Genomic DNA, 12559 nt, shown 5'->3' on the forward strand with positions numbered 1-12559 from the left:
ATTAACACCTGACATCAATAACTGATAAGTAATCTGTTAAAGGTAAAACAGCAAAAATTTTGAATCCTTTTACTTGTTTGAGTATTTTTTCCCAATCGTTTAATGTTCTTAGTTTACCTCCTGTTTCAACCATGACATTAATATCTACAGAGCCTCCAGTTGGAGAGCGGTAATCTAAAATAGTTTCTATCAATAAAATACGAGATATTCCTTTGACCAATTTTAAATAAGATAATACTTTATCATCATCATAATGCTGCAGAAAGCGGCAAAAGACACCTAATTCATAATTTGTAACTGATAGTTCTTCCTGAGTTATAAGTTTGACTTTTAAATTTTCTACTAACTGTCTTGGTACTTTATGTTCGTTATATAGGCCTATAGAACCTTTATTGTGTATATCAGAATAAGCAAGAAATAAAGAGTGTACACCAAATAGCAATATATTCTTAGCACCATCTATATTAATCCTAGAATTAAACTCTTTAGTATCAAATCTAGAATATCCTAGCAATGCTTGGTAAAACGCTATTTTCTTATCTTCTGATGCTTCTCTTTCCTTAAAAGATTCAAATGAAGAGATGGACTTCTGTTTTAGTATATCGGCAATCTTTAACCAATTCTTTTCAGCGGCAACTCTTGCCCACATCGTTGCTGCTTTTGGCAAAAATGGTATTTCCTTAAAACACTTACCTTTTGATGATAGTTGCCATAAGTCCTTGTCCTTATCGTAATCAATAAACCCTATTTCCCACAACGCCCTTAACAGCCTTTCTAGATTTGGTACGATAATGTTTAACTTTTTAGATAAAAACGGCACAGTTGCAGGTAAAATATTTAACAAATCAAGTTCAATAGCAACGCTTGTTAGGTAAGTTTTCCAAAAGGCTGAAAGTTCTGCAGAAATCCTATGCACTTGAGATTCTTTACCTAAATCAAAAATACTAAACTTTACATTTCCGGTAATATTGATTTGTCCTAACACACCTTCAAAAGTTTCAACCTTTGCCATGCCATTATAGAATGCTTCTACCATTTTAAATCTCTGCTGGTAAACAGGATCACCATTAATATCTATATGAAACCAACCATGTTGATCTTCTGCAATAGAATACCCTTTATGAAAAACATTAAGTTTTTTATACCATTTATTATGTACTAACTTTCCATGATGATTAATATGTGTAGCTTTACCATCCTTATAGACTACAGCGATACCATCCTTAAAATCTCCAACATAATCATATTCCTCCTGATAAATCCTGTTGCCATTTAAATTAATATGAAAACATTTATCATGTCTTCTAACTATACAAGCATCTTCCTGATAATTTCCAATCCATTGATAAGACTGTTTGTATACTCTACATCCAGATGGATCAATGTGATAACACCCTGTATCATCTTCTACGGCCGCTCTATTGAAGTAGAATCCAAAAGTTTTTAGAAATCTATGATGATAAACTGCTTCTCCTCTTACATTGATATGATAAGCGCCTGTCTGATCATAAACCGGTGCAAGACCGGGCTCATGAAATTTACCAGCCTTTATAAACCTATTTTCATACAAAGGATTTCCTAGTAATTCGTGAAAGCTCTCACACGGTGAAATTTTAATAGATCTAAGATTATCTTTGATTAATTGATCAAAGGTTTTCTCATGTTGCATGTTTTGCATAATTTGTAATTTAAATAATTCTTTTGTAAGCTTAGGTACTCACTACTCTGCCATATTTCCTCGAGTTTAACCTCATTAACATTACCAAAATTTCCTAATGTCTTACGGAGTTCATCTGGAGCACAGCAAGGACTAAACTTTCCTTCATTGTTTATCCATGCTTCTTTACCTAAAAATGGGCATTGACCACCTGGAGCCAAATCCTTAATACCTTCTTGAGAAAGGATTGTGAAATTTTCTAATTTTATCTTTTTACCATTTGGCAATAGAATATTATCTCTAAGTTCGTATAACCTTCTCACCTCCGTGTTCCATCTACTAATTGCTAACTCATCTCTTCTCATAGATAGATCCTTAATTTCCTCAAAATGTGCCCAAAGATGATGTCCTTTAACTCTATCTATGCCATTTTTTATGGCCATCTTAACTATGTCATAGAGTTCATATAAATTACTTTCCAAAAATGTTAATTGTAAAGTAACGGTACACCTTTCACCTGTATTGCTAAAGTATTTATCTCTAACTTCAAGGAAAGTTTTTAAATTTTCTGTCACTACTTCCCATTTTGAACCTTTCATGATTCTTTCATGAGTTTCTTTAGTTGCCCCATTCCAGGAAATCTTAACATCAGACAAAATTGGCACCAATAATTCAGCCCATTTTCTAGCTCCTTTAATAGGAAAAGAACCATTGGTCGTAAGATTAAGCTTCAGGCCGAACTCATGGCACAAATTGATTATTTCATCAAAGCTTTTATACATTAAAGGCTCACCCATAGTAGAAGGAATGATTTCCCTTAAAGGTGTGCCAGCTGCTTCCTTAATTACTTTTCTGATAGTTTCTATCGACAGTATCTTAGGTTTTATTCCTTTAGCTTTCTTTTCTTCTTTAACTTTGCTGTATGGTGAAAAACATTCGCACATTATACAAGCAAAATTACAGTAATCTGGATTAGTATCAAAAGTAATTCTCCAAGGACCGGGTTTAACAGCTACTGATTTGCCTTTCTTTTCAATAGCATCACGGTAAATCTTGTTAAGTTTTTCAGTATGCTCACTTATAGAAGGTATATTTCCATTTTCAGTATAAGGATAGCCTTTTTGGGTAAGTTTATTGTATAACTCCTGATTTGTAGATAGGACTTGCATTTTTTCTGACAAACTACTTGCATCTCTGTGCTTAAACAATAGTCCATCTCTTACATATTCTGCCATGCCACCATAATCGGCTGTTATAACTGGTATTCTAAGTTGCTGTGCTTCATGTATTACTAACGGTGAATTTTCACCCCAAATTGAAGGAACGACTATTGCATCAACTTTATTAAATACGTCAGTAACTATATTCTTATTATCATAACCTCCCATCCACTCTATTCTTTCTTTCACAACAGGTGAAAACTGATCGGCAATCGCTTTTAAAGCTTTAGTTTCTTCTCTTGCTGCTCCCCAAATTCTAAGTTTTGCTTTAGATGATAAGTGAGAAAAAGCTTTCAATAATAGATCAACACCTTTTTCGGGAGTATGAGTACCAATATAACCGAAAATAAACTCTTTTTCTTGTACTCTATTTCTATTCTTAAGACGATTGAGATCAAAACCATAATCAAGATAAGAAATTTTGTTTATCGGAACATTAAAATCCTGAGTAAATTTGTCCATCAAGAATTTCGATGGGGAAATAAAGTAATCTATATAGTCTATTATTTTCCTTGTGTGCTTCATTCTAGTTGCAACCCATTGTTCCCAATAATTTATGTCTAAATTCAGGAATTCTTCATCTCCTGTAAAATATCCTTTGTAACATTGGGTTGCACATTTTTGATCCTTTTGTCCATCACAAAGCTGTAACAAATCTTCAGAATTGCGTTGAATAAACCTTCCTCTTGGACACATTAACCAAAAGTCATGTAGCGTAAAAATTGTAGGTATATTTTCTTTAAAAGCAATTTCTGGTAAAGTAATTGATAGATGATTAAGATGACCAAAATGTATAAGATCTGGCTGAAAGTTATCTATTACTCTTTTAAATTGTATATCTACTTCTTCATTGATAAATTTGTAACGATATTTAGCTGTGGGTATATTAATTAAATGCAGTAAGATTCGAGAATCACTACGATCTAGGACTGTAGTGTAATAAAAATCAGGTAAAAAGCTATTTTCATACCTAGTAAATACTTGTACCTCATTGTTATTTGCTAGTTCATGAGCAAGAGTTTGGCTGTAAACCTCTGAACCAGCACTATAATAAGGAGGGTAACCATGAATAACTTTTAATATTTTCATATATTACCATATCTATATTGTTAGGATACTCTTGTATATTGTTTTGTAGACTTTTCATAAAATTGCTTAATCCTACCTCTAATGAATGCTTTGGAGACCAACCAAGTAGCTCTTTAGCTCTAGTAAAATCACCATGGAACTTAGTTACGTCAAAATTTCTTGGAGGATAAAAATCAATTCTAGAATCACTTTTCGTGACTTTTAATATTGTTTTTGCTAAGTTTTCTAAAGTACATGGGCTATTAGTAGTAAGATGAATAGCAGGAAGAGAAGATTTTTCACTTTGTAAATATTTAACAGTTAAGCATATACCCTCTATAACATCATCCAAGTAGGTAAAATCAAAAACGCATTCTTTACCTTCTATTTTAATTGGATCACCTCTTAATGCATTAATACAGAGTGCAGGAATTACTCTACTGTTATGATCTAGTAAACCACCGTATACATTTGAAAAGCGTAATATTGCTACATTAAAATCTTTTAAACTTGTTATTTGTTCCTCAATAAATGCTTTACCTTTGGCATAATTATTTATTGGATCGATACTAGCAGATTCTGTAACCGGCAGTTCCTTCTGCTCTCCATAGACTTCCCTACTACTTGCATATATAAACCATGGTTTATTTGGAAGTGACTTACATAACCCTAAAAACTGCATTGTACCATCAACATTAATTTTTCTACACAGTTCAGGATAAAGTTCACCATGTATAACTCGAGAAATTGCAGCCAGATGAATAATTCCTGTACACTGAGCAAGTAGTGGTACTATATCTTCTGAAAAAAAACTGAGTGGATTGTTGTGAAACCTAATATCACAGCTTATTACTTCATGGCCCTGGTTTTCTAACTTTTTCACCAAGGTTGACCCTATCAAACCTGCAGCACCTGTTATTAATATCCCCATGTATACCCTCTCACTACAACTAGGAAAATTTGTCGTACCAATTATCTTACAAGTAAGAATCAAAAGGTATTATAAAACCAGTATAAAACAAATGTCAACTTAAATTAATGAATAAGAAAATGTAGTTATGAAAGAAAAGTTGGCCGCCTTTTTTTTTGAAAATAGTGTTCGGCTTTAATCAAATCCTCTTTATTATTTACTCCCATTGCTTCTCTTTCATCAGAAACTACATAACCTACACTCAAGTTATTGTTTGCTGCAATGGGTACTATATCATTAAGACAATATTCATTGGTCGAATTATTAAATTTTATTTCTTTTACTAAGGTAAAAAGATCTTTAGCATATGAAACTATTATTCCAGAGTTTGCAAGAAGCATTTTATCTCCATTTTTTAGGATTTTTTGAACATTTCCGTAATTATCAATTACTAATCTTCCATATTGTTCATCTTGACTATTGAATCCAAGAAGAACTAAATTATTATACTTTAAACAATCAGTCATTTTCATAACTGTATCACTAGATATAAAGGGAGTGTCTCCATACTGTATTAAAACTATGTCTTGATCAGATAACTCCTCCAGATTTTCTAGAGCAATTTTAACTGCAGTGCCAGTACCTGTAATATCTTCTTGAATTATTAGTTTTATATTGTATTGATCGATTATACTTTTTAGGGTATCAAACTTTTCTAAATCTTTTAGAAGGGAGTTGTTAACAACAATTGATAAGCTTTTTAGACTCAGCAATTTTGCATTAGAAATTATATGTTCTAAAAGAGTAAGATTTCCCACTTGGTGCAACGCTTTTGAATATTCAGAATTCATTCTACTGCTCTTTCCTGCTGCTAATATTATCAAAATGTTACTCATACATAACTCAGGAATTGATTAGGTAGTAAGTTAATTTATAATTAGTAAGATGTAAAGTCCACTGTAATTTTTATATATTTTCTAGATCTTGGCACCCTCATTAGAGTTTCATTTAAGAGAGCTATAACTTTAAACTCTTTACTCGATTTTCTACGCTGACATCTTGTAAACTCTGATCTGGACTTTTTAATATTTCTAATAATCTACTTGCAAGGTTTGAGTGTTTATTGATTACTGCAACCTGGATTAATGACTTGTCTTGATCATTACGAGCATTTGTTACAGCTACGCGCTCATCAGGTTTTATTGCTTTCAGCTTACTGATAATTTCAACATTACCATTTTTTGCATTCTCAAACAGCTCTTCTACTAATTTCAATAGGTTAGTAATATTTTGGTCTCGAGAAAGATCAAGTGGTGCTTTACCTTCTTTATTCTTGATGTTATAAATTGCACCATGTTTTAATAAAGATTTTACAACTTCCAAGGAGCCACCTTTAGCTGCAACATGAAGTGATGTAGTACCACTAGAAGTAGTTTTAGCATTAATAAAATCACTCAATTTATTGTGGCTTACACGTTGTAACAAAGCTTCAATAATTTCTTTATGACCTTTGGAAGCAGCAGTGTGTAATGGTGTATTACCCTTGTTAGTAACTTGAGTAGCATCAGCTCCATTTGCTAGCAAGATATTTACAACTTTTATGTGCCCATTATTAACAGCATAATGTAATGGCGTTCTTCCATCCACGTTCTTCGAATCAATGATTGCTCCATCTCTAATGGAACTCTCAATTCCTAAATAATTATTATCTTCTATAGCCTTAAATAACTTCTCAACCAATTTTAGTAATTTTATTACTTCTGGGTTTCCTCTTCTTTCCGCAAAGTGTAATGGTAAAACATATCTACCTCCTTCAGCTCTAGCATTAAAGTATGCTCCGCTCATAAGTAGAGACCTAACTATATCTAAATTACCAATTTGTGCCCCTAAGTGTAAAGGCGTAGCATTTTTATCCATTTTTGCATTAACATCCGCTCCATTTATAATAAGAGTTTTAACTACCTTAGGATGACCATATTGAGCTGCAAGATGTAGGGCTGTGCCTTTATTTTGATTTTCTTTTACATTTACATCAGCACCATGTTTCAATAGAACGGTTGCTATCTGATCATAACCTTTTTCTGCTGCAAAATGTAAAGGAGTCCAATTTGTGTGATCTAAAGCATTAATATCTGCTTCCTTTTCTAAGAGCAATTCAACCACCTCTAAATGATCATGGTCTACTGCAAAGTGTAGAGGTGTAGTACTTTTAACTGTTTTAGCATTAATGTCTGCTCCTTTATCAAGCAAAGATTTAGCAACTTCTAAATTACCATCATATGCTGCACAATGTAGAGGAGTCCAACTTCTGTTATCTAGAGCATTAATATCTGCTCCATTTTCAATCAAGAAATTCATTATTTCCAAGTGATTATGTTCTGCTGCCAAATGTAGAGCTCTTCTACCATCATCCATCTTTGCATTTATATTTGCTCCTTTTGCAATTAAGCTCTCTACTATTTTTAAAGAAAAACCATTATATGCTGCATTATGTAAAGGAGTCCAATTCTGATCATCCACGGTGTTAATGTTTGCTCCATTTTTAATTAAAAAATCACTCACCTCGAAATGACTTTGCTGAATTGCTAGATGCAAAGGTGTAAAACCTTCGTTTTTTTTAGCATTAACATTGGCTTTTTTCTCTATTAGTAGCTTCACTACTTCTAAGTGACCATTCTGAGATCCTATATGTAAAGCTGTGGAATTATCGTGGTCCTTAGCATTAACATCAATTCCCCTTACGAGAAGAAGAGACTTAACTACTCCAAAGTGATTACGTTCTGCTGCTAAATGTAGAGGTGTAAGATTCTCATAATCCTTAGCATTAACATTAGATTTTGCTTTTAGTAAAATGTCTACTAACTCTAAAAAGCCATTTTGAGACGCTAAATGTAGAGGTGTAATCTTATCATCTGTTTTTGCATTAACGTTTGCTCCCGCTTCAAGCAGAACTTTAACTATATCTAACCTACCAGTTTGTGTTCCCAGATGTAAGGGTGTAATGTTTGCATCAACTTTATGATTACCTATGCCTGAAGATCCAGCGTTAATATTAGACCCTTGTGAAATAAGAGCTTTAACTACTTCGAGGTTACCATTTTGTACTGCAGAATGCAAAGGTCTTGCTCGATCATTATTTACAGCATTAACATCTAATCCCTTTTCAATAAAAACATTTACTATATCTAGATGACCATTCTCTGCTGCTAGGTGTAAAGGTGTATTAAGTTTATCTGTTTTAGTACTAAGATCTGCTCCATTTGCAATCAAGGTGTTGACTATATCTAAATATCCTTGCTGGGATGCAAAACTTAAAGGTGTAAAGCCTAGAATGGTCTTATGGTTTACATCTGCTCCATGAGCAATAAGAAAGTTAACCATCTCTAAGCGATTTTTTGCAATTGAAAAATACAGTGGCGTAAAGCCATCGTACTTAATCTCTGAATTAATATCTAAACCTTCTCCTAATAAAGTGTTGACTAAATCCAACTGACCATTTCCTGCTGCTAAATGTAGTGGTGTAAGACTAAGATGTTTCTGAATTTCATAATTTTCATTTAAAAACTCTACAAAAAATTGCAGCTGATCCAGATTATTAGATATTCTATTAGTAAACATAAAGGCCTCGCATGAAGAATTTATATAAAATATAGTATCTACAAGTTTTTAAGCAAGATAAATCTTCTTCTTAAAAAAGATACTGTAATCCAATCTGTATGCTTATAACTTCTTCATTTGATCATGAGTAGATCAGTTGTCTCAGCTGCAATAGAGACACCTGCCTTAAGTAGCTACGTCAATTTTCTCTGTTTTTGCCCCTTTTTTTTCTGATGAAGATGTCTTCATTCTTCTCAGTAGCCAATATTCTTTTTAAAGAATAATCGTTACGTGCACCAAGGAACTTAGAAAGAACAATAGGAAATCCACTTAAAAAGCATTAATAATTATACATAATTCTAATGATCTTCATGAAAGGGCTTAGAATAGAATTTAATAGACAATCTGATTTTAATTGATATTAAACTGATCAGACTGAGAGTTGAAAATATGGCAATAATTCTTTTAGACACAAAAACTATAAATCGTATAGCAGCGGGAGAGGTAATAGAAAGGCCAGCGAGTGTAGTAAAGGAATTAGTAGAAAATGCAATAGATGCTGGAAGTTCAGAGATAGAGATCAAAATAGAAAGTGGTGGACGTAACCTTATAACTGTGACAGATGATGGAAATGGAATAGAAAAGGACGACTTAGAACTAGCGTTTATGAGGCATGCCACTTCAAAATTAAGCGATAGTGAGTTAATAGAAATCAAGCACCTTGGGTTTAGGGGAGAAGCTTTACCTTCAATTGCAGCAGTAAGCAGAATGAAATTATCATCCAAGGCAAGTGGAGCAAAGGAAGCATGGTCTATAAGATATGAGGGAGGAGAAAAAATAAGAGAGATTACCCCTTGTTCTTTGTTGCAAGGTACATATATTGAAGTTCGTGACTTATTTTTTGCTACACCAAATAGACTAAAGTTTCTAAAAACCGAAAGGGCAGAAACACAAAGTATTGTTGATATTGTGAATAACTTAGCGATGATTAATTATAGTATTGGGTTTACTCTCACTTCTGGTAATAAAAAGCTCTTAAAATATGTTAAGCAAACTTCGCTGTTCAACAGATTATGTGAAATAGAAGAAGAATTTCAAAGCAATTCACTGGAAGTTAAAGAGGAAGAAGAAGGCATCAAACTTAAGGGACACATCTGTAACCCTAATGTCAATCGTGGCAACTCAACTCAGATTTATACGTTTGTTAATGGAAGGCCAATAAAAGACAATCTACTTGTTGGTGCAATTAGATATGCGTATCACGATTTTATTCCAAACAATAGGTATCCTTTTGCAGTGTTGCATTTAGAAGTACCATATGACCAAGTAGATGTAAATGTGCATCCAAATAAATCGGAAGTAAGATTTCAGAATAAAAGGCTAATATATGAAATAGTGAGAAGAGGGATAATAAAAACACTATCAACGAGATTTGCAGCGGGTGATCAAGGTATTGAAGAGGAGCTAATTTTTAATGATAGTAAAAGCCAAGAGCAGGTTGATAGTCAAGAGAAAAAAGATCAAAAAGAGTTTTATGAAAAGAGACCAAGTCTTTTAGAAAATCGTCTAATGAAAGAATTCAATGCACCAGATGAAAGAAGGCAAAGCTTACCAGAAACTTTTAAGTATGGAGAATCCCCAGCCCAAAAGGGAACGATGGTTTTAGAAAGGAAGCAAATTGATTTGGTAGAGGATCATCCCCTAGGATATGCACGTTGTCAGGTCCACAATACTTACATTATTGCTGAGGCTGGAGATAGGCTGATTATAGTAGATCAACATGCAGCCTATGAGAGGTTGATATACGAGTGCTTAAAGCAAAAATCAAGCATAAAAAGACAAAAACTTCTTCCTGAAACAGTTGAAATTAAAAACCAAGCTGGAATGGGGATGGTTAAAACTTATAAAGATGAGCTTTTTGAAATGGGTTTTGATATTGAAATACAATCAGAAGATAAAGTAACGATAAAAGAAATACCTGCAATCTTGGGAACAATAGATATAAAAGAGATGCTAGTTGATATAGTAGATAAGTTAATGGAAATGGAAGATACGTTGCCAATAGAGGATAAGGTGAATAAAATATCAGCCACAATCGCTTGCCATGGAGCAGGAAGAAAAATGAAATTGGAAGAGATGAATGAGATACTAAGACAAATTGAGAAAACTCCATATTCTGGTCATGAAAGACCAACGTATATAGAAATGAAACTAAGTGATATAGAAAAATTGTTTGAAAGGAGATGAGTTCAGTTTGTCAAAAAGGTTCCCAATTAAGTATACGTAACAGCTCTTCTGGTTATGGAGTATAAAATGTGAAAAAAGAGAATAAATGCTCTAATTTTTTAGATTACAAAGTAATAGGACAGGAAGTAAGAAATCGTAGATTAGCAAAGGGATATACTCAAAAAGATTTAGCAAAAAAAATCGGAACAACATATCAGGTAATACTGCAATATGAAAAAGGAACACGCAGAATTTCAATTAAGAAGTTATATGAATTAGCAGAAGCATTATCAACAACTGCTAGAGATCTAGCTTGCGGACAAGAAGTATCAAATGAGGAAAGGTATGAGGAAGAAGAGATATTAAATCTAGTAAGAAGACATAAAGAGATTAAGGACCAAGAATTACGTGAAACGTTTTATTTATTAACTAAATTCATCCGTATTAGTGAGGAAGAAAGTGGAAAGGCAGTAAAAGTAGAGGTGGCAAAGGGTTTAGTTAAGGAAGGAGTTTCTGCTCATGTTATCTCTCAAACGACCAGTTTATCTATTGATGAATATGATAATGATGAGAAAAAAATTTCCATTCCGTATAAAGTAGGTCAAAGAGTAAAAGAATGGAGGTTGAGAAGAGGATACACTCAGGAAGATTTAGCAAGTAAAGTGGGCATAATAAATCAAAGAATATATGAATATGAACAAGGACGAGCTGCTGTTTCACTTGAAATGTTAGATGAAATAGCAAAGATGCTATTAATTAATATTACAGATCTGCTTCCAGAAACAAGAGAAAATGAGAATAGTGAAGTGGAACTATCAAGGTTAATAGAAGAATACAAAAAGATTAAAAGCCAAGAATTACGTCATGTACTCATAAAATCTCTGTTTGAAAGCATACAAGTTTGCAAAGAGAAAGTGAAGAGAGTAGAAAAGATGAAAATTGCAAAGAATTTAGTTAAGGAAGGAATTTCTATCAATATTATTTTAAAAACAGTGGGCATCTCTTTAGACGAAATTCAACAAATTTAAAATAAAAAATCAGTATCTATTAATATCTTTACTTTTTGATGAAAAAATAAGTAAAAAAGATTGAAAAATTGATTTGACTTCACTCAAAAGCTATGGCCTTATGCCAATGCTGACAAAAAACAGCAGTAAATATATAAAAACATTTTGTTATTAGTGAAGGGTAATTTTTATGAATAATAAGAAAGATCGTAGAGAAGAAATAGAATTCAGAGCATTAGAAAGCAACGGTAAAGCACTACTTGATCGTGAAGTAATAGAAACGTTTCTAAGTGCAGTGCATGACAGGGAAGAAGCTCGAATTATTGCTAGAAAGCTAATAGATAGTTTTGGAATAGGAGGAGTTTTAGGCCAGGAAATAGATGACTTGAAAACTATAGAAGGGATAACTGACTCTACAGTAGCAGTAATTTTATGCCTAAAGGAAGCTGCAAAGAGAGTACCAAGAGAAGAGTTAAAGAAAGGACCTGTAATGGATAACTTGGAAACCATAGTAAAATATTTGAGGGTGAGTATTGGTTATTCAGAGGAGGAAAAGATGAAAATAATATATTTTGATCAAAAGTGCCGTTTAAAGGGGGAAGAAGTGTTCACTGGTACAGTGGATAAGGTACCTTTTTACATAAGAGAAGTAACAAGAAAGGCATTAATAAGAAAAGCGACGTCAATAATAATATCGCATAACCACCCAGAAGGAAGGTTAAAGCCATCTGATGAGGATGAAGCTGTAACTAAAGACTTGGCTAAAGCTTGTCAGACTATAGGGATTAGGTTGCTGGATCACATTATCATCACAAGTGTTGGGTATTTTAGCTTTAAAGAGCAAGGACTGTTATAAAGCAGATGTTTGAAGATT

The 12559-nt window shown here is 33.0% G+C and carries 8 protein-coding genes; 3 read left to right on the forward strand and 5 right to left on the reverse strand.

Features of this window, described 5'->3' with window-relative positions; genetic code table 11:
- Nucleotide 1: 1 nt before the first annotated feature.
- From ACE38P_RS03105 to ACE38P_RS03125, 5 genes are all read right to left on the reverse strand, one after another.
- Nucleotides 2-1678, reverse strand: coding sequence for a WG repeat-containing protein (locus ACE38P_RS03105; protein WP_374699477.1), 1677 nt, complete (start codon nucleotides 1676-1678; stop codon nucleotides 2-4).
- Nucleotides 1639-3966 (reverse strand): glycosyltransferase, encoded by a 2328-nt coding sequence (locus tag ACE38P_RS03110; protein ID WP_374699478.1) that lies wholly within the window; start codon nucleotides 3964-3966, stop codon nucleotides 1639-1641. The genes ACE38P_RS03105 and ACE38P_RS03110 overlap by 40 nt, the downstream gene beginning before the upstream one ends.
- Nucleotides 3923-4876, reverse strand: coding sequence for an NAD-dependent epimerase/dehydratase family protein (locus tag ACE38P_RS03115; RefSeq protein WP_374699479.1), 954 nt, complete (start codon nucleotides 4874-4876; stop codon nucleotides 3923-3925). The genes ACE38P_RS03110 and ACE38P_RS03115 overlap by 44 nt, the downstream gene beginning before the upstream one ends.
- Before the next feature lie 125 nt (nucleotides 4877-5001).
- Nucleotides 5002-5751: an NTP transferase domain-containing protein gene (locus tag ACE38P_RS03120; RefSeq protein WP_182183378.1), complete on the reverse strand. Its 750-nt coding sequence runs from the start codon at nucleotides 5749-5751 to the stop codon at nucleotides 5002-5004.
- Nucleotides 5752-5872: 121 nt separating this feature from the next.
- Nucleotides 5873-8473, reverse strand: a complete 2601-nt coding sequence (locus ACE38P_RS03125; RefSeq protein ID WP_226079609.1) for an ankyrin repeat domain-containing protein — start codon at nucleotides 8471-8473, stop codon at nucleotides 5873-5875.
- A gap of 429 nt (nucleotides 8474-8902) precedes the next feature.
- Between ACE38P_RS03125 and mutL the strand changes: the two genes are divergently transcribed.
- The 3 genes from mutL (at nucleotide 8903) to ACE38P_RS03140 (ending at nucleotide 12541) form a co-directional block, all read left to right on the forward strand.
- Nucleotides 8903-10699, forward strand: coding sequence for a DNA mismatch repair endonuclease MutL (mutL, locus tag ACE38P_RS03130; protein WP_374699480.1), 1797 nt, complete (start codon nucleotides 8903-8905; stop codon nucleotides 10697-10699).
- A 68-nt stretch (nucleotides 10700-10767) separates the two neighbouring features.
- Complete coding sequence (locus ACE38P_RS03135) at nucleotides 10768-11706, forward strand: helix-turn-helix domain-containing protein (RefSeq protein ID WP_374699481.1); 939 nt, start codon at nucleotides 10768-10770, stop codon at nucleotides 11704-11706.
- 169 nt (nucleotides 11707-11875) lie between these two features.
- Nucleotides 11876-12541: a RadC family protein gene (locus ACE38P_RS03140; RefSeq protein WP_262986252.1), complete on the forward strand. Its 666-nt coding sequence runs from the start codon at nucleotides 11876-11878 to the stop codon at nucleotides 12539-12541.
- Nucleotides 12542-12559 lie beyond the last annotated feature (18 nt).

The organism is Wolbachia endosymbiont (group A) of Limnophora tigrina (genome assembly GCF_964263225.1).
Classification (GTDB): domain Bacteria; phylum Pseudomonadota; class Alphaproteobacteria; order Rickettsiales; family Anaplasmataceae; genus Wolbachia.

Excerpts from the sequence above, each read along its gene's own strand:
- ACE38P_RS03105 (WP_374699477.1), bottom strand. The coding sequence starts at position 1,678 with ATGCAAAACATGCAACATGAGAAAACCTTTGATCAATTAATCAAAGAT.
- ACE38P_RS03110 (WP_374699478.1), bottom strand. The coding sequence starts at position 3,966 with ATGAAAATATTAAAAGTTATTCATGGTTACCCTCCTTATTATAGTGCT.
- ACE38P_RS03115 (WP_374699479.1), bottom strand. The coding sequence starts at position 4,876 with ATGGGGATATTAATAACAGGTGCTGCAGGTTTGATAGGGTCAACCTTG.
- ACE38P_RS03120 (WP_182183378.1), bottom strand. The coding sequence starts at position 5,751 with ATGAGTAACATTTTGATAATATTAGCAGCAGGAAAGAGCAGTAGAATG.
- ACE38P_RS03125 (WP_226079609.1), bottom strand. The coding sequence starts at position 8,473 with ATGTTTACTAATAGAATATCTAATAATCTGGATCAGCTGCAATTTTTT.
- mutL (WP_374699480.1), top strand. The coding sequence starts at position 8,903 with ATGGCAATAATTCTTTTAGACACAAAAACTATAAATCGTATAGCAGCG.
- ACE38P_RS03140 (WP_262986252.1), top strand. The coding sequence starts at position 11,876 with ATGAATAATAAGAAAGATCGTAGAGAAGAAATAGAATTCAGAGCATTA.